General features: G+C 57.8%; 14 protein-coding genes. 4 read left to right on the top strand and 10 right to left on the bottom strand.

Going from position 1 to position 18912, the window contains the following annotated elements:
* Positions 1–25: 25 nt before the first annotated feature.
* A complete protein-coding gene (locus tag ROI90_RS15875) occupies positions 26–2248 on the bottom strand; it encodes a protein-disulfide reductase DsbD family protein (protein ID WP_315999340.1) in 2223 nt (740 codons plus the stop codon).
* Between the two features lie 225 nt (positions 2249–2473).
* Between ROI90_RS15875 and ROI90_RS15870 the strand changes: the two genes are divergently transcribed.
* Positions 2474–3805: a hemolysin family protein gene (locus ROI90_RS15870; RefSeq protein WP_315999339.1), complete on the top strand. Its 1332-nt coding sequence runs from the start codon at positions 2474–2476 to the stop codon at positions 3803–3805.
* A 458-nt stretch (positions 3806–4263) separates the two neighbouring features.
* Here ROI90_RS15870 and ROI90_RS15865 read toward each other — a convergent pair whose 3' ends face one another.
* The 6 genes from ROI90_RS15865 to accD form a co-directional block, all read right to left on the bottom strand.
* Positions 4264–4782 (bottom strand): gamma carbonic anhydrase family protein, encoded by a 519-nt coding sequence (locus ROI90_RS15865; RefSeq protein ID WP_315999338.1) that lies wholly within the window; start codon positions 4780–4782, stop codon positions 4264–4266.
* 99 nt (positions 4783–4881) lie between these two features.
* Positions 4882–5865 (bottom strand): radical SAM protein, encoded by a 984-nt coding sequence (locus ROI90_RS15860; protein ID WP_315999337.1) that lies wholly within the window; start codon positions 5863–5865, stop codon positions 4882–4884.
* A gap of 90 nt (positions 5866–5955) precedes the next feature.
* Complete coding sequence (locus ROI90_RS15855) at positions 5956–6717, bottom strand: endonuclease III domain-containing protein (RefSeq protein WP_315999336.1); 762 nt, start codon at positions 6715–6717, stop codon at positions 5956–5958.
* An 87-nt stretch (positions 6718–6804) separates the two neighbouring features.
* Positions 6805–7512: an OmpA family protein gene (locus ROI90_RS15850; RefSeq protein WP_315999335.1), complete on the bottom strand. Its 708-nt coding sequence runs from the start codon at positions 7510–7512 to the stop codon at positions 6805–6807.
* Between the two features lie 368 nt (positions 7513–7880).
* Positions 7881–8615: an OmpA family protein gene (locus ROI90_RS15845; protein WP_315999334.1), complete on the bottom strand. Its 735-nt coding sequence runs from the start codon at positions 8613–8615 to the stop codon at positions 7881–7883.
* Positions 8616–8851: 236 nt separating this feature from the next.
* Entirely contained in the window at positions 8852–9736 is an 885-nt protein-coding gene (accD, locus tag ROI90_RS15840; RefSeq protein ID WP_315999333.1) for an acetyl-CoA carboxylase, carboxyltransferase subunit beta, read from the bottom strand.
* Between the two features lie 271 nt (positions 9737–10007).
* On the opposite strand from accD, the gene ROI90_RS15835 reads away from it, so the two are divergent.
* Complete coding sequence (locus ROI90_RS15835; RefSeq protein ID WP_315999332.1) at positions 10008–11015, top strand: OmpA family protein; 1008 nt, start codon at positions 10008–10010, stop codon at positions 11013–11015.
* Between the two features lie 49 nt (positions 11016–11064).
* The gene (locus ROI90_RS15830; RefSeq protein ID WP_315999331.1) at positions 11065–12513 is read left to right on the top strand and encodes a T9SS type A sorting domain-containing protein; all 1449 of its coding nucleotides are present in this window, start codon (positions 11065–11067) and stop codon (positions 12511–12513) included.
* Between the two features lie 83 nt (positions 12514–12596).
* Here the strand turns inward: ROI90_RS15830 and ROI90_RS15825 are convergent, their stop codons facing one another.
* The 3 genes from ROI90_RS15825 to ROI90_RS15815 form a co-directional block, all read right to left on the bottom strand.
* Entirely contained in the window at positions 12597–15341 is a 2745-nt protein-coding gene (locus ROI90_RS15825) for a TonB-dependent receptor (RefSeq protein ID WP_315999330.1), read from the bottom strand.
* 618 nt (positions 15342–15959) lie between these two features.
* Entirely contained in the window at positions 15960–16676 is a 717-nt protein-coding gene (locus ROI90_RS15820; protein ID WP_315999329.1) for an SGNH/GDSL hydrolase family protein, read from the bottom strand.
* Between the two features lie 141 nt (positions 16677–16817).
* Positions 16818–17957: a cystathionine gamma-synthase gene (locus tag ROI90_RS15815; RefSeq protein WP_315999328.1), complete on the bottom strand. Its 1140-nt coding sequence runs from the start codon at positions 17955–17957 to the stop codon at positions 16818–16820.
* Positions 17958–18131: 174 nt separating this feature from the next.
* Between ROI90_RS15815 and ROI90_RS15810 the strand changes: the two genes are divergently transcribed.
* Positions 18132–18857 (top strand): TVP38/TMEM64 family protein, encoded by a 726-nt coding sequence (locus tag ROI90_RS15810; RefSeq protein WP_315999327.1) that lies wholly within the window; start codon positions 18132–18134, stop codon positions 18855–18857.
* Positions 18858–18912: the final 55 nt, after the last annotated feature.

Here is an 18912-nt window from a genome sequence, read left to right as displayed (position 1 = left end):
GCTTTTCGTAGGAGGTAATGGTTGGCTAACGGGCGGCTACCTGCTGGCGGTACCGGGCCAGGCCCGCATCCAAGAACTTCACAAAGTTGCCCACGTTGCTTTCGTAGGCTACTGGGGTAGCCAGCGTATGCGCCAAATCAGCGGGGGAGTTGGGGTCGAGCAGTACGTAGTAGGGCTGGGCGTTTACGTTGAAACCGGTGAGCTGCAAATCAGCGTTCTTCTTGCCGAGCGTGGTTTTTTCCTTGTGGTCGTGGGCAGAGGTGTACCACTCGTTGCGGGGCAGCGGCGACTTGTCATCTACATACAGCGCCACCACCACGAAGTCTTCGCGGAGGCGCTTGAGCACCTGCGGGTCGCTCCAGACGGTGGCCTCCATTTTCCGGCAGTTTACGCAGGCGTGGCCGGTAAAATCGATGAATAGCGGCTTGTTGGCAGCTTTGGCGCAGCGCTTGGCCTGCTCCAGATCAAAATAGCCAGACAGGCCGTGGGGCAGTTCCAGAAAATCGGCGTAGCGTGGGGCTTCGCACTCAGCATTAGGCAGCGCTGTTGCCACGGCTGGGGCGGCGGTGTTAGCCAAAGAAAAATCCTGGCGGCTTTGGGGCGGCAGGTAGCCGGCCAGCAAAGGCAGGGGCGCCCCAAACAAGCCCGGAATCAGGTAGGTCATGAAGCTGAACGCCAGCACAGCCATCAGCAAGCGGCCTACGCTCAGGTGGGATAGGTCGGAGTCGTGGGAAAGCTTGAAGCGGCCCAGCAGGTATACCCCCAGCAGACCCGACAGCGCAATCCAGAGTACCAGGTACAAGTCGCGGGGGAGCAGGTTCCAGTGGTAGGCCAGGTCGGCCATGCTCAGGAACTTCAGGGCCAGCATCAACTCCACAAAGCCCAGCGTCACCTTCACCGTATTCAGCCAGCCACCCGAGCTGGGCAGGCTTTTCAGCCAGGTGGGGAACAAGGCAAACAGCATAAACGGCAAGGCAAATGCCAGGGAGAAGCCCAGCATACCCACTACCGGCTGAATTCGCTCCCCCTGGGCGGCCATAGTAAGAATGGACGCCACAATAGGACCAGTGCAGCTAAAGGATACCACAACCAGCGTGAGAGCCATGAAGAACACCCCGGCCCAGCCGCCTTTATCAGCTTGCTCATCAATTTTGTTGACCATGCCGTGGGGCAGCGTAATTTCAAACAGACCCAAAAAGGAAAGCCCGAATACCACGAATACCACGAAGAAAATCAGGTTGGGCAGCCAGTGCGTGCTGATTAGATTCAGGCCATCGGCCCCCAACAGCACTGTGGTCAGCAGGCCCACTACTACGTAAATAAAGATGATGGACAGACCGTAGAACACCGCCTTCAAAATACCTTGCCGACGGTTTTCGGAGCCTTTTGTGAAGATGGAAACCGTCATGGGGATGAGCGGAAACACACAGGGCGTGAGCAAAGCCCCCAACCCCGAGAGGAAAGCCAGCAAGGCAAACCCCCACAGGCTGCTACCCTGCCCGGTAGCGGCAGCTTCGGCGGCTATGGCCGGAGTAGCCAGGGCCGCTGCATCCGTCACGGCCGAGCTGGCGGCCTCCTGCCCTACCGGCTGAGTAGCGTAGTCGGCGGTGGGAGTTGCCGTGGTGGCCATAGTAGCTGCCGTATCGGCGGGGGGCACCACAGCCGTTGCGGGAGCGGCCGTGGTGGCAGGGGCAGAAGCTGGCGTTACAACTGCGCCGGTGCTGCCTTTGGCGGGGGCGGGTGTAGCAGGGGACGACGCCGCTCCGGTTACCTCAATGGGCCCGAAGCTCAGGCTTTCCTCGCCGGGAATGCAGCGGCCATCCACGTCGGTGCAGCTCTGGAACTCGGTTTCGGCCTTGATGGTGAGGGAGCCAGGTTGCAATACCCGGATTCGTTGGGTGATGCGGCCGGTTTTCTCAAAGTAGGTGACGTTGCCCTTAAATACGTCGTCGTAGTGTTTGGTGGCCCCAACGGATTTGGGCCTGCCCACCAATTCGTAACTCGGGTTCTTGGCGAAGGTGAACGTAAACACCGTGGGCCCCAGGTCGGGGTCGAAGTCGGTGGCGTAGAGGTGCCACTTTTCATCAATGCGGGCATTCACAATAAGGTCCAGCTCCTCCCCTACCTTGGCGGTAGGCTTGCTGAGGGCCACGGAAAGCTTGGTGGGCTGTAAAACCTGCGCGCTGGCTCCCAGCGTGAGTAGGAGCAGCAACAGCAGCGAGGAAATAAAGGAAGTACGCCGGGACATGAATCAGGAAAAAAACGACGAAGAGTCGGGGAAAAAGCAAAGGTCGGGAGAAACCGCAACAGCTAACCGCAGAAAGTAGTTTTTCCACCATGAAAGCTGCACCATATTCCGTTGTGCCAAGCGTGGTTGGGAGGTAACGCTGGGTATTTTCCAACCGCTTGCGCCGAATGTCGTATTTTTGCTTTACAAAGGAAGGCCGACCGGTTGAGTCTGGCTTCCGGACCTATGGCTTTAAATATAATATTGACCATTCTGCTGGTATTGCTGAATGGCTTTTTCGTAGCAGCAGAATTCGCCTTCGTAAAGGTTCGGCCGTCTCAGATAGACATTAAGGCCCAGAGTGGCAACCGCTTAGCCAAGCTCGTGCAGAGCATGTTGCTGGAGCTTAATTACTACTTGTCGGCCACGCAGCTGGGTATTACGGTAGCTTCCCTGGCCCTGGGTTGGGTGGGCGAGAGTGTAGTGGCCGAAGTGGTGCTGGCCATCATTGATAAACTGGGCCTCACTGTTAGCCCCACGCTGGTTCACCAGATTGCCATTGGCACCTCCTTCACGCTGATTACCACCATGCACATTGTGCTGGGGGAGCAGGCTCCGAAAGTTCTGGCCATTCGCAAGCCCGAAAACGTGAGCATTGCCATTGCTATTCCGCTGCGGGCGTTTGCCTTTATCACGTTCCCGTTCATCTGGATGCTGGATAAGCTCTCGAACCTGGTGTTGCGCCTTTTCGGGGTAGCCTCGGTACACGAGCACGAGGTACACACCTCGGAGGAGCTGCGCCTGCTGCTGGATCAGAGCAAGCAAAGTGGGGAGTTGCAGGAGTCGGAGCACGAACTGCTGGAAAACGTGTTCGAGTTCAACGACCGGATGGTGAAGCAGATTATGGTGCCCCGCACCAAGCTTTCGGCCATTGATGTAAACACCCCCGAGGAGGCAGTGCTGGAGGCCGTTTACAACGAAGGCTTCTCGCGGATTCCGGTCTTTGAGGGCAACATCGACAATATTGTGGGCGTGCTCTACGTGAAGGACCTGCTGCAAATCATTCGGCAGCAGCAGCCCATTGAACTGGCCAAAATCATGCGGCCGGCCTACTTCGTGCCCGAAACCAAGAAAATCAACCGCCTGCTCCGCCAGTTTCAGCGCAAGCACATGCACATGGCCATCGTCTCGGATGAATTCGGCGGCGTATCGGGTATTGTGACGATGGAGGACATTGTGGAGGAGCTGGTAGGCGAAATTCAGGACGAGTACGACAACGAAGTGCCTGTAGTGGAGAAAGTGTCGGAAAGCGAATACCGCGTGAACACCTCCACCCCTATTTCCGACGCTAACGAATACCTGCCCTATCCCCTGCCCGAGGGTGACGACTACGAAAGCGTAGGCGGCCTACTGAACGTGCTGTATGGCAACATTCCGGAAGTGGGCGACGTGGCCGTACTCGACAACTACGAGTTCCGGGTGCTGAAACGTGCCGGCCGCGCCGTAGAGCTGGTGCAGATTCGGGTAACAGACCTCAACGAGTCAGCTGAAGAGGCGGACGAAGCATTAGCCCTGTAGTCCAACCTGGTAAGTCAGTACAATAAAAAGCCCCGCCAACTGTTTGGTGGGGCTTTTTTGTGCTTGTAATGTAGTCAGTGGGCCGTGCTCTATAACAGAATGCGCACCAGGGCCAGTGCGGCCCCTATTCCGAGCAGAAGCCATACTTTGCTGGAACCAGATTTCTTTTTCTTCTGAGCATGCTCAGGTGAGACTACCGCTGTTTGCTCTGTTGGAGACTGTTGCTGGGCAGAAACCAAAGATGGCCCAGCGGGCAGTGTGGTTACTAACGCTGGCTTACCGGGCCTATCTGGATTAGGGGTAGCGGGAGCAGCCGAGGCAGTTGCGCCAGTGAACAGCAGGCAACCCGCCAGCAAATACGAGTAAAAAGAACGCATGCGTACAGGGATATGGTTGAGTTGAAAGCCTGAAGCTACAGTTCCGGCGGCAGTTTTCAACTCGGCCTCCGCCCTTCTCTCTTATGCAGGCTGAAACCAACTAGCGTAGAGTTGGTAATTGGCCGCTGTCTGGCGCAAACCGGCCTGCTGCTCCTCGGTTACTGGCTTTATTTTACGGGCTGGAATACCGGCATAGAGGTAGCCTGGCTCACACTGGGTACCTTCCAGCACCACCGCTCCGGCCGCAATAATGCAGCCGGCTCCTACCACGGCCCGGTCCATCACAATAGCACCCATCCCAATCAGCACATCATCTTCTACGGTGCAGCCGTGCACAATGGCCTTGTGCCCGATACTCACGCGGGAACCGATAACCGTGGCCGCTTTCAGGTAAGTGCAGTGAATGACGGCCCCGTCCTGGATGTTCGTTTCATCGCCAACCCGGATGCTGTTTACGTCGCCGCGCACTACGGCGCTGAACCACACGGTGCAGCCCCGGCCCAGCGTTACGTCGCCAACTACCGTGGCATTGTCCGCAATGAAACAGTCTGCCCCGAATTGTGGGGTTTTCCCTTGAACCGGTAGGATAAGAGCAGGCATAGAAAAGATGGGGTTGAGAGTTAGGTGCTTGACGTTAAAAAGATGTGTTTCACAGATGCCCCCAGGCCGAGCAGCCGGTTCACCCTTACAATTCAACTTCTACCGTGTCAGCATCCGCTTCCAGGTACCTTTCTCCCAGTTGTACTTGAGGGTACTGGGGAGGGCCTGCCAGAAGTATTTGCTGGTTTCGACGGCGAAACTGGGCTGCATGTAGCAGTTGATGGTGCAGCCCTCGCACTGCGGCAGCCGGCCTTCCAGGGCCGCCAGCTGCTGCACCTGGGTGGAGTTGTAGAGAGCCAGCAATTGGCCTTCAATCGGGAATTTCTGCTCGCCCAGGTGGTAGCAGGGCAGTACCAGCTCGTTGCTGGGCGAAATAACCAGGGTGGTGCTGGCCGCCCGGCACACGGGCGCGGCTACGTGGTTGCCCCCGTCGCGCCGGAGCTGAATAAAGGCCTCATTCAGGTACACGCCCGGCCGCTTGCCAAACGCCGATAGGTAATCCAGCTCCTCAGCCGTCAGCTGCTCCCCGGTAGCCACGGAGTTATATTCGAAAGCCGGATTCAAAATCAGCATCAGCTTATTCGGCTGGGTGATTTCCCGGTACACTTTTTCCAGGTCCGCCAGGTTTTCCCGGAACACCGTGAACAGGATATCCGGCCGCTCCCCTAGCTCCCGCGCCACCCGAATGCTTTCCAGCACGAAATCAAAGCAGGCCACGCCCCGGCCCTTGTCGTGCACCTCTTTCTCGGAGGCATCCAAGGAGAAGTGCAACATATCAACTTTGCCCCGCAGCCGCTCGGCGTATTTGGGGTAGAGCAGGCAATTGGTGGTGAGGGTGGTAATAAAGCCCATATCGTGGGCCAGCCCCAGAAACTCGTAAATCTGGCGGTGCAGCAGCGGCTCGCCGCCCGTAAAATCCACCACCGACACACCCAACTGCTTTAAGTCGCGCAGGTTTTGCTCCACATCAGCCAGGGTGATGTAGGGTGAGGGTTTCTCCCAGATGTCGCAGAAGGAGCACTTGGCATTGCACCGATACGTGACGTAGTAATTACACAGAACCGGGTGACGAACAAGGCGCATGAGGAGGGCTTTAGCGAGTGGCAGCCAGCAAATAGCAGCAACACCAACCCAAAGCTAACAGCAAACGGCCAGTTGCGGTTACGTAACTACCTAATGCGCCAGCTCCCCCCAGGTAGTATTCCACTGGCTGGGAGTGGACGCTAAGGCCTCCGGAGTGGCCGGCCCGTAGTGCTCCAGGTAGTAATTGCAAAACCCTTTCAGCGGGCAGCGGGCACAGTCGGGCTTGGCGTAGAAGCAGATTTTCTGCCCGTGCCAGTAGTTGTGTTTGTGAAAGTTGAGCAGCGTGAGGGCATCCTTGGGCAGTTGCTCCAGCAGTACCTGGTGGGCTTTGTCGGCGGAAGCTTTGGGGCCAATCATGCCTACGCGCTGGGCAATGCGGTGCACATGCGTATCCACGGGCAGCACCGGCTTATGAAAGTTGAAGAGCATCACCAGGGAAGCCGTTTTCAGGCCGATACCCGGCATATCATTCAGCCAGGCCATACCTTTCTCCGTGGGCCACTCCGCCAGAAAATCCAGCGCAAACTCGCCCCGCTCCGCCTGAATGCGCCGCAGAATTTCCTGAATACGCGGGGCCTGGGTATCGGGCCAGCGCGTAGTCCGGATAGCGTGGGCCAGCTCCGCCGTGGGCGCGGCCAGCACTCCGGCCCAATCCCCAAAAGCTTCCAGCATCCGGTCGTAGGCCAGTTCCTCGTCGGCGTGGGTGGTGCGATGCGACAAAACGGTGGATATCAGCTCCCGCATAGGGGAGCGGCGGGGCTTATCCAGGGTAAGTGGCGGATAAAACTCGTTCAGGATAGCATGGTTTTCCCGGGTTTTTTCGGCGGCGGACGAATTGTAGGTGGTGGGCATAGGGGACAAGGCAGATAGCACTGAAAACAGTACGGCCCTGCCACCAAACAGGTGACAGGGCCGCTTAAAAAACTGCTGCGTACTTGCCTAGATGGTGCCTTTCTCGGCAGCCTTCTTCAGCTTCTCGTTGGCAAAAATGGCTACCTCTACGCGGCGGTTGGCTACGCGACCCGCTTCCGTCGAGTTATCAGCAATAGGCTGGGTAGAGCCGTAGCCGGTCACCGTGAAGCGCGAGGCATCTACGCCCTGCTGCTGGGCGTAATTAGCCACGGCCTGAGCACGACGCTGCGACAAAGGGTTGTTGATAGCATCGGTACCGCTGATATCGGTGTGGCCTTCCACAATTACGTTGGTGTCACCGTATTTGATGAGGGTTTTAGCCAGCTCCTGGATGTTCTCCTGGGCAGCCGAGGTCAGAGCCGACGAGTTCTTGGCGAACAGCAGGCCCGAGTCGAAGGTGATTTTAATACCCTCACCCACGCGCTCCACTTTGGCACCGGCCATTTCTTTCTTTAGCTCAGCAGCCTGCTTATCCATGCGGCGGCCAATGAGGGCTCCACCGGCACCACCCACAGCGGCTCCGATGATGGCACCCTTAGCGGTACCCGATTTGCCGCCAATAACGCGGCCTAGCACTGCACCGCCGGCGGCACCACCCAGGCCACCAATAACGGCACCTTTAGCCGTTTTGCTCCAGGGCTTTTTGGCGGTGGTAGTCGTTTGAGCTTCAGCGGAGCTGCTACCCAGCAGCAGCACGGCCATCAGTAGGGCGAACAACGAACGAAGGTTCTTCATGGGGTTGGGGGAGGTTAGTGTGTTGGTGTGAAGTAAAGGGAAAAGCAGCAAAGAATGGCTCGGTACAAAATCAAAAGTGGTTGCTGCCTTTCGTATAAATGGTTTTGCAACCACCTTGCCAAAAACGTTTGCCACCAAAATTAATTGTTCGTTTCTGGTACAGCGCATCACCACGCCGCAAATCAACGCTATACCATTGGCAACCTTCCTGTTTGGGAACTAAGTATTTACACAAGGCATCAAGAAAGTGTTATTCTTGTCATAGTCCTCTTTACAGCCTATTTGCTGCTAGTAGGCTCTACCGGTATAGCGCACAAAAAAAGCCGCCTCATTTGGGGCGGCTTTTTTTGTGCGCTGAGGGAATCAGCTTACAGGGTGCCTTTTTCGGCGGCCTTTTTCATCTTCTCGTTGGCGAAGATGGCAATTTCTACCCGGCGGTTAGCCTGCTTGCCTTCAGCGGTGGTGTTGTCGCCGATGGGCTGGCTGGAGCCGTATCCTTGGGTGGTGATGCGGGCAGCATCTACGCCCTGGGAAGTAGTGTAGTTAGCCACAGCCTGGGCCCGGCGCTCCGACAGCGGCTGGTTGATAGCATCGGAACCGCTGGCATCGGTGTGGCCTTCGATGAGTACGTTGGTGTCGGGGTACTTCTTGAGGACTTCGGCCATTTTCTGGATTTCCATCATGGAAGCAGTGCGCAGGTCGCTCTTGTTGGTATCGAAGAGGATACCCGAATCGAAGGTGATTTTGATACCCTCACCTACGCGCTCTACTTTGGCGTTCTGCATGTCGCGCTGCAGCTCTTCAGCTTGCTTGTCCATTTTGCGGCCGATGAGGGCACCACCCGTACCGCCCACAGCAGCACCAATGATAGCACCCGCAGCCGTACCCGATTTGCCACCAATTACGCGGCCCAGTACGCCACCTACCACGGCGCCGCCACCGGCCCCAATGATACCGCCCTTGGCGGTTTTGCTCATGCCAGTGTTGCGCGGGCCAGCGCCGTTAGTGGCCTCCGGAATGTTAGGGTTGCGGGTGGTGGCACAGGAGCTCACAAAGAGAACAAAGGCCATCAGCAATGTCAGCAGGGAATTGCGAGAAGTCATAGGAGTTGAAAATTGAAGGGGGAGAAAAAGAGCAGACTGAGTGGTTGTGCAGGTTCTTACTGCGGTTGAGCAAAAAATGTTCGGCAAATATAGAACGAGCTCTATACCGTTGCCTTTAGGGCTACTGCCAAGTGGTAGCAAACAGAAAAAAGCCCGTTAAACGCGTCGAATACGCATTTAACGGGCTCTAGCCAAAAAGCTTGCCGAAAATCAACAAGCTTAACGGCAGCAATCCACTAGTTGCTGGTAGCTGGCTCAGTAACAGTCACTTCAACCGGCTTGAGCATGGTCAGGAGCTCAGTAAGTTTATTTTTCAGCTCCTTGCGGTCCACGATAAAATCAAGAAAGCCGTGCTCCAGCACAAACTCGGCGCTCTGAAAGCCCTTGGGCAGATCCTTACCAATGGTTTCCTTAATAACCCGGGGGCCGGCAAAGCCAATGAGAGCACCCGGCTCGGCAATGTTGAAGTCGCCGAGCATGGCGAAGGAGGCTGTAACGCCGCCGGTAGTAGGGTCCGTTAGCAGGGAAATGTAGGGCAGACCGGCTTCCGAAAGCAGTGCCAGCTTGGCCGAGGTCTTAGCCATCTGCATCAGGGAGAAGCCGGCTTCCATCATGCGGGCCCCGCCGGAGCGCGAAATCATGAGGAAGGGCAGCCGGTTCTGGCGGGCGTAATCAATGGCCCGGGCAATTTTCTCACCCACCACCGAGCCCATCGAGCCCCCAATAAACTTGAAGTCCATGGCGGCCACTACCAGTTCCAGCCCGTTCATCTGACCATGAGCCGAGCGTACGGCGTCGCGCAGACCGGTGCTTTTCTCGGTGGCCGCCACCCGCTGGGGGTACGCCTTGGTATCCACAAAATTGAGCGGGTCGGCCGAATGCATGTCGGCGTCCAGCTCCTGGTACTGGTGATTATCAAACAGAAAATCGAAATAGTCGGCGGCATCAATCCGGTCGTGGTGGCCGCAGTTGCCGCAGGTGGAAAGCAGACGCTTGTGCTCGGCCATAGTGGCCACGGTTTTGCACTCGGGGCACTTGTACCACAGGCCGTCGGGCGTTTCTTTTTTCTGTTCGGTGGGCGTGACGATGCCTTTTTCTTTGCGCTTAAACCAGGATGACATATGGAGAGATGCTTAAGTCAATGGAGAGGAGGGCGTGAAGGTAGCACCCAGGCCGTTTATTTATTGCCGAGGTGCAAGTTACGGCAGAATACAGAAGTGCGAAAAGAGAATGAAGGTAGGATACGGGCGGAGCTAGATGAGGTGCATAAAATGGCCTGGAAAGCACTGGGGCCACTACCCGGAATCCGCCGCCGGAGCCTTACCTTGCCGGCCAGAAACCCCGGGCGTTAGCAGCGGGCTTTCTGGCTATCCTCTCCTGACTTTCTTTGCCGTGAAACACTTTCCCGCCTTTGCTTTCTGCGCCTTGCTGGCGGCCTCGGCCCTGCCCGGCTGCGTAGCCTCCAAAAAATACGACGACCTGAAAGCCCGCCAGGCTGCTACTGAGCAGGCCAAAACCGAATCGGAGCAGCAATACCGCAAAGCCGTGACGGAGCTAAAAAAGGCCTCCGATGAGCTGGCCCAACTGCGCCTGGATACCCGCCGCCTGGTGGATGATTCCACCGAAACCGGCCGCAACCTGCGCCGCATGCAGCAGCTCAACACCCAGCTCACCGACAGCTACGATAAGCTGCTAAAGAACTCTGACCGGGCCATGGCCGACAAATCGGCCGACTACAATAAAGTAGCCAAAGACCTGGCCCGCCGCGAAGCCGAGTTGGGTGAGTTGGACACCAACCTGCGCAAAAGCCGCACCGACATCGACAAACTTACCGCCGACCTCACGGCCCGGGAGGCTCGCCTAGCGGAGTTGCAGAAGGCCCTGGCCGAGAAAGACCGGGCCGTGGATGCTCTTAAGGCCAGCGTGAGCAACGCCCTGCGCGGCTTCCAGGGCACCGACCTGCAAGTGAAGATGAAAGATGGTAAAGTATACGTGTCCCTCTCGGAGCAGCTCCTTTTCAAATCAGGCTCTACCAAAGTCGACCCTAAAGGCCAGGAGGCCCTGAAACAGCTGGCTACCGTGCTCCAGCAGCAACCCGATGTGAACGTGGTGGTGGAAGGCCACACCGATAACGTGCCTTTCAGCCGCCCGGCCGGGGCCATGCAGGATAACTGGGATTTGAGCGTGCTGCGCGCCACTGAAATTGCCCGCCTGCTCACTACCGGCGGCGTGCAGCCGGAGCGCGTTACGGCCTCGGGCCGCAGCCAGTACGTGCCCGTGGCCTCCAACGATTCGCCCCAGAACAAGGCACTCAACCGCCGCACCGAAATTATCCTCACGCCCAAGCTCAACGAGCTCCTGAAGATTCTGGACAGCAACTCCACGGCCGGCGGCAAATAGGTTTTTCGTTGGGGTACTGATATTGTTCTAGACATTAGTCCACCGCTATATGAAAGCAGTATGTATTCTCCGTCTTGGTATCTGTGTCCTTCTGTTGTGTAGCAGCTTTGCCGCCAATGCAACGCATTACCTCGCCGGTACCATTACCTACCGCCGTCTTGCACAACCCAGCCAGTATGAGGTGCAGGTTATTCTCTATACTGATACTACTCCTGGCGCAGTTGATGAGCCGGTAACAACCCTCAACTGCTTGCCCAACCTGGAAGCCGGGTGTGCTGCTGCTGTAAAAAATGGCTTCACCCTCCGCATACCTCGACAGCGCTTTGAGCAAGTTGGGGTAGCCCAGTGCGGTGCGCTCAACCTTAGAAAGAACTATTACACCGGGGTAGTCACACTCCCACCAAACCGCTGGACACTCTTAGTTGACAATGTTAACCGGCGAGCTGGGGTGCTCAACATAAACACCTCCGAAAACTCCAGCGGTACTATTTCGGCAACCCTGGATAATTCAACCGGGTTGGTTAACAACTCGCCTGAATTTGTTTCTACCGATGTTCCTGTCCTCAATGGTACCCAATATCATCAGCTCACGGCAAAAGTGGCGGAGGCTGATGGAGATTCGGTAGCTTATGAGTTTGTGACGCCGATGGAAGGACTCACTGCCCAGAACTGCCCACGCCCATCAGCCGGTTTTGTTCAGCCACCTCATTTTCGGCTTAATGCCATTACCGGGCTCCTGGAAACAGTGCCCTTTACCCTTATGCAAGGTAATTATGTAATGCTTATCCAAGCCAATGAATTTCGGCGTCTGAATGGCACCTGGACTAAAATAGGCAGTATACAGTATGATGTCATTTACACCGTCCGGACTGACTTCAGCTCCAACAGAAATCCGCGTTTCACTGCTTTACAGCGGGGAACTTCCACCCTCGATTTCACGCGGCCCATTCCGATCAATCCTGGGCAAACCGTTGATTTGACCCTCACAGGCACTGACCCTGATGCCGGACAGCAGCTTCGTTTTAGCAGCTCCACGCCTTTGCTATATAGTGCACTGTATCCCTCTGTTACCTTTCCCTCTATTCAAAGCGTAGCCGCTTCGCAAGCGCGCTTTACGTGGCAGGTACCGACATCCTTGCCGCTGGGTCGCTACACGTTTTCTGTGACGGTAAACGACGACTCCTGCCCGCAAAATGGCCGGGAGATTCGGGCCATTACAATTGAAGTGACTAACCGAGTAATTACAGGATCTGCCGCACCTAGAGCTACACTACTTACGGCCTACCCCACCCCCTTCCGCGAACAGGTGCAATTTACTTTGGAGAAACCCGGTACGCAGCTCATTACGGTATTTGACGGCCTGGGTCGCTTCGTAGCTCAATTTACCAGCCGCCCCGATGGCACTGTGCAGTGGCAGCCTACGGCCACACTAGCGCCCGGCTTGTATGTAGCCCGCACCGCCGACGGGCACCAACAGTTCCGGTTGCTCCGCGAGTAGCCCTAACCCAGCGACAATAAAACGGCCGGCTCCCCACACAGGAAGCCGGCCGTTTTATGTTGCGCTTAACTGCCGTTCAACTGTTAGAACGACACGTTTACGCGGCCGAAGTAGAAGGCGCCGCTGTAGCCGAACTGATTGGAGCTGTAGGGGAAGCGGCCCCGGTTAGTAGCGTCCAGCGTGGTGTAGGTCAGGCTCTGCTCGTTGTTGTTGGGGTCCTGGTAAAGCCGGTCGGGGTAGACGTTGAAGATATTGTTGGCCCCGATGCTGACGCCCACGTTCTTGAGTACCTGGGCGCTGAGCACCAAATCCGTCACCCACTTAGCCGAGAATGTCTGGTCGATGTAGGAACGGTCGGGGTTGGCGTCCTTAGTCTGGATTTCTCCGAAGCGCACGGTGCGCAGGTTCACGCTGAAGATTTTGTAGCCGTAGTCGGCACTCAGGTTGATTTTGCTGCGGGGCTGGCCGTTTTCGAGGCGGGCCCGCTGGGCGCGGTCGAACAGCGTGTTCTGCAGGCTGGGGTTGGCATCAATGAAAGCCGAGCTGTTGAAGCTGCGCACGGTGGTTTCGTTGAAGTTGGCCGCCGCCGTGAGGGTCAGGCGGCTGTCGGTACCCAGTTGCAGCCGCTCGGCGGCCACCACGTCTAGGCCCCGGGTGCGGGTGTTCACAGCGTTGGCGAAGAACTGAATGCCCTGTACCGGCAGCGTACCCAGAATCTGGTTGACGGCGGCGTTGCTGCGGTTGAACTGGCTACTGAGCACAATCCGGTCCTTGATATCAATCTGGTAGGCATCCACCGTCAGGGTAATCGTACGGAGCACCCGCGTCGTAAGGCCCAGGCTGTAGTTCTTCGATTTTTCCTGCTTCAACGAGCCAATACCGAAAGCCCGGGTCAGGGGGTCGTCGTTGTTGGTGGTGAGCACCTCGCGCAGCTCTCCGCTGGTAAACTGGGTGCTGGAGTTGGTGAAGTAGCGCTGCTGCAACGAAGGGGCCCGGAAGCCGTTGCCCAGGTTACCGCGCACCGCCACATCGGGCAGAATGCTGTAACGGGCCGCCACTTTACCGCTCACGTTGTTACCGAAATCAGAGTACCGCTCGGCCCGGCCGGCCACGCTTACGAGCAGTTTTTCGGTGATGTCGCTTTCCAGATCCAGATAGCCGGCCACATTGGTGCGGGTGTGGCTGGCGGCGTCCTGGGGCTTGTAGCCGGGGAAGCCCTGGGCCCCGAAGGCGGCGCGGGCCCCGTTCACGGTGCGCGTGCCGGCCAGGTAAGAGCCTTCCTCGCCGGCCTCAATCTCAAACATATCGGCCCTGAACTCCCCGCCGAAAGCCACGTTCAGCGTGCTCAGGGCAGGCACGCTGGTAAACTTGCGCGAAAAGCCCAGGTTCACGGTGTTCTGCTGAAAAATGAGCGTACCGGCGTAGAACTCCCTGGGGCTGGTGCCCTGGGGCAGGGAGGCGTTGAGTGTGTTCGTGACGTCGTAGCGCAGGCTGTTGCGGCCGTAAGTGTTGCTCAAATCGGCCGCGAAGCCCAGCACCTGCCCCCGCACTCCGGTAATCAGGGAGGCATCATCCACGGTGCTGTTGATGAAGGGCAGGTAACCGTTGGGGTAGAGGGTCAGGTCGCTTTGAGTGGCCTGGTTGGGCAGGCGGTAGAGGGCACCGGCCCGACCGGTACGCCGCGTGAGGCCGCCCGTCACGTAGGCTTCCAACCCCAAATTGGGGGCCAAGTCATAGGCCGCATTCAAAAAGCCGCCATAGGTGCGCACATCGGAGCTGCCGACGCGGATGTTGCGGCGGTTGTAGCCCCGCTCCGCCACCAGGGCGTCGTCTTGGGCTTTCAGGTCGCGCTTCTGCTGGTCAGAAATGCCGCTGGGATAGGTGCCGCCGCTGCCCAGGTAAATCAGCGGGGCCGTATCGGGGCGGCTGCGGTCCACGAAGCTCCGGTTGCTGAACTGCCCACTCACGTTCACGAAGCCCCGGCTCCCCAGCCCGAAACCAGCATTGGCATCGGCTTGAAACAACTCTCCGTCGCCTTCCACCGTCTGGCCCACGGTGCTGCTGGCCTGCACGCCGGTGGTATCGTCTTTAAGCTGAATATTAATAACGCCCGCAATGGCATCGGAGCCGTACTGGGCCGCCGCGCCCTCGCGCAGCACCTCAATGCGCTTGATGGCGGCCGGCGGAATAACGTTCATATCGGTACCCACCGAGCCGCGGCCGGGCGTGCCGTTGATGTTCACTAGGGCCGAGGTGTGGCGGCGCTTCCCGTTCACCAGTACCAGCACCTGGTCGGGGCCCAGCCCGCGCAGGGTGGCGGGGTCCACGAAGTCGGTACCATCGGTTACGGTCTGGCGGCTGCTCTGAAACGACGGGGCAATGTAGGTCAGAATCTGGGTAACGTCGGTCTGGGAGTAGGCCTTAATTTCCCGGGCCGAAATAACATCGACGGGTGAAGTGGTGAGGATATTGGAGCGCCCTTCGGTAGCCCGGGAGCCGGTCACTACCACTTCGTTCAGAGCCGTCTCATTATCCTGGAGGCGTACATCCAGGCTGGTGCGGCCATTCAGGGGCAGTTGCTGGGTGGTGGCTCCAATGGCAGAGAAAACCAGGGTGGCGGTGGGCGCAACCTCCAGGCGGTAACGGCCTTCCGCATCGGTGCTGGTGCCGTTGCTGGTGCCGCGCTCCAGCACCGTTACGCCGGGCTGGCCCTCGCCAACGGCATTGGTCACACGCCCCGATACGCCCACTTGTTGGGCAACGGCAGCAAAGCTGGTCAACGACAACGCCGTTACCAACCCCAGACGAGGGGAGAATAGATGCTTCATATCAAGAAAGAAAAAGGAAATTACTAGCTGCCGCGGCCATCGGTAAGGGCCACAGCAACAAATTCAGACAACATCAACCAACATGCAGACCAGGCCCGCATTCCGCAAGTAGGAACGCCAGGCAGCCGGCCGGCAACCACGAGTCAACAAAACAGAAGGCGAGCTTCTTCCGGGGCCTTTAGCCCGCATACGCAGCACACGCCTACCGGGTCGGTAGGGTTCAGCTCAGCAAAACCGGAAAAAGAGTAAAACGGCTCAGGCCGCACAACCCAAGCCAGCGGCGTTCCTCAACAACAGCAACAGCACCCCGCGCCCACCCGGCAAACGGGCTGTGCAGAGGTGACAGAAGAAAAGCGGGCTGTTGTCAACCGGCTTTCCTGCGGAGCAAGGGCGGCTGAGAGGTAATTTTTCACGCGGCAAAGATAAAAACACGCCCCGAAGCCAGCAGCTTCCGAGGTAAGTGCGAGTACTACAACCAACCGCAGATTTTGTTTTCGGGCTCTGAAATTTCCTGCCAATAACCAGCCCTTATCCCAGTCTGGAGTCAGTCAGAACGGTTTCGGATAGAAAGGCAGAAGTAACCTTTCTGCCAGTATTTGTGGAGCTACTACGCGCCAGTTACTTCAGCAATACCCGCACTACCGGCAGTGCCCGATTGGCCCATTGGCCCATGTGCAGACCAGAATAATGCAGGCCATCGGGGGCAAACTGGGCGGGGTTGGAGTTGGTGGCACGGGTCAGGTCGGTGATGTCCACAAACTCCACTGTTACCTTCGAGCACTCTTCCCGGGCCACAGCATTGAACTGGTCAATTTCCTGGCTGATACGGGCCTGGGGGTAGCTGCGTCCGGTCGGCGTCTGTCCCCAATCAGGAATGGACAACACAAACACGCGCCGGGGCCGACCACCCGCCAACTGAATAGCGGTTTGTAACAACTGCCGGAACTCGGTGCGGTAGGTATCCAGCGGCAACCCTCGGTACTGGTTATTCACCCCTATCATCAACGACACCAGCCCGTAGGTTTTCTGCACGTTGGCCGCCGTAATAGCATGCTGCAGCTCCCCGGTCGTCCAGCCGGTTTGGGCAATGATATCAGGGGTTTGCACACCTTCTGCTTGGGCTAGTTGAGCCAGTTGCACGCCCCATCGGTCCGTGGCTGGTACGCTTTGCCCGATGGTATAGGAGTCGCCCAAGGCCAGGTAGCTCACCGGATTGGCTGGGGTAGTAGGCACCGGGGTGGGTGGAGCCGGGCTGGGCGCGGGCACGGAGGTCGGCTCCGTACAGCCTACAAACACCAAAAGCAGCAACCAGATACAACGGAAGTGAAGTAGCATCAGCAATAGAATTTACCCCGACACATACGGCGAGTAGATACCGGCAGATTGCCAGACCTGAGCCGAACTGCCCCAACGCAAAACGCCCCCGCAACTGTTCGTTGGCGGGGGCGTTTTGTGGTTTCAGAGAGAGTCAGCCGGTTAACCAATGGCTTGCTTCAGGTCGTCAATGAGGTCTTCGGCGTCCTCAATGCCCACACTCAGCCGAATCAGCGAGTCAGAAAGACCGGCTTTGCGGCGCTCCTCGGCCGGAATGCTGGCGTGCGTCATGGTAGCGGGGTGGCCCGAGAGGCTTTCTACGCCGCCCAGGCTTTCAGCCAGGGAGAACAGCTGGAATTTCTCCAGGCAGGCAATGGCATCCTCTTTCCGGTCACCTTTCAGCACGAAGGAAATCATGCCCCCGAAGTCGCGCATCTGCTGGGCGGCCACAGCGTGGTTGGGGTGGTCCTGGAAACCGGGCCAGTATACCTTCTCCACCTTCGGGTGGGCTTTCAGGTACTCGGCTACTTTGCGGCCGTTTTCGCAGTGGCGCTGCATGCGTACGTGCAGGGTTTTGAGGCCGCGCAGCACCAGGAAGCAATCCTGAGGGCCGGGCGTGCCACCGCAGGCGTTCTGGTAGAAGCTCAGGCGCTGGTGCAGCTCATCGTCGTTCACCACTACGGCGCCCATTACGGTATCCGAGTGACCAGCCATGTACTTAGTCAGCGAGTACATTACCATATCAGCACCCAGCTCCAGCGGAGTTTGCAGATAGGGCGTGCTGAACGTGTTGTCCACTACCAACAGGGCGCCAGCCTTCTTGGCTACGGCCGATGCAGCGGCAATATCAATAATGTTGAGCAGCGGATTGGTAGGCGTTTCCACCCAAATCAGCTTGGTGCGCTCCGTCACAGCCGCTTCCACGGCCGTCATGTCGTGCATGGGCACAAAGTGAAATTTGATGCCGTAGGTGGCGTAGACCTTGGTAAAGAGCCGGTACGAGCCGCCGTACAAGTCATTGGTGCTGATTACTTCGTCGCCGGGTTGCAGCAGCTTCACAATGCAGTCAATGGCCGCCATACCCGAGGCAAACGCCAGCCCGTGCTTGCCGTTGTCGAGGGCCGCCAGGGCGTCCTGCAGTTGGGTGCGGGTGGGGTTGTGCGTGCGGGAGTATTCGAAGCCCTTGTGGTCGCCGGGGGAGCGTTGCACATAGGTGGAGGTCTGGTAGATGGGCGTCATGATGGCCCCGGTTTCGGGGTCGGGGTGCACGCCAGCGTGGATAGCCTTGGTTCCGAATTTCATGAAATCGAGCGTAGAAACGATGGAAAAATGGGTGGCAGACAGATTGCGGGGCAAAGGTAGCGGGGTTTTGGCAGTATGTTCTTTCGGTGCCGGAGCCCGTGTAGCCTTCCCTGCCGTTCTTACGTTCCTATCTTCGAGCCGGGCGGCCAACGCCGGCCCGTTTGTTTGCTACCTATGTCCTTTCTCAAAGAGCTTCTCTCTCAAAATAAGTCCACCCTGTTTTCTTTGGTACTGCTGACGGTGCTACCCCTGGCCGGCGACAGTGTACTGGCCTGGACCCTGCACGAAAACCAGCAGTGGCTTGTGCACCCCTCGGCCTGGCAAATGCTGCTCTACTTTGTGGTAGTGGCCTGCACCATGACGCTTTCCCTCACGCACACCACGGTGGTGGTGCTGGTAACGGCCTTTTTCTTCGGTTGGCCGGGCTTTATTGGGATGTTGCTTACCTACATGCTGGCGGCGTACGGCGGCTACCTCATTGCCCACTCCCTCGACCAAGGCAAGCTGATTAGCCTGCTGGAGCGGTTCCCGAGGGCCCACGCCATTATGCACGAGCTGCGCCGCGACAGTTGGCGGCTGGTGCTGCTCACGCGCCTCTCCCCAGTGCTGCCCTTTGCCCTTATTACGTTTATTCTGACGGTGGTGGGCGTACCCCAGCGGCAATTCCTCACGGCCTCGGTAGTGGGGATGCTGCCCCGCACGCTGTTCTTCTACTGGCTGGGCACCAAAGCGCAGGACGTGTTGCAGCTAATCCAGGACCCCGACACAGGTACGGCCGGCAAGGTGCTGGTGGTAGCCCTGATGGCGGTATCCTTGTTTGGGCTGTACTTCCTGTTTACTCAAGCTTTGAAGCGGGCTTTGGCGCAGGGAGCCGAAAAAGAGGAAAAAAATGTTGGCTGAATTTCAGCAGCTTGCATTCTTTTCGCTCATTTTTCAGCAGTTTTTTCGCTAGCAG

The sequence above is a fragment of the Hymenobacter endophyticus genome, from assembly GCF_032464715.1.
Classification (GTDB): Bacteria; Bacteroidota; Bacteroidia; order Cytophagales; family Hymenobacteraceae; genus Hymenobacter; species Hymenobacter endophyticus.
The sequence above is the reverse complement of the archived record's forward strand: the minus strand, read 5'-3'. Positions and strand labels throughout refer to the sequence as shown.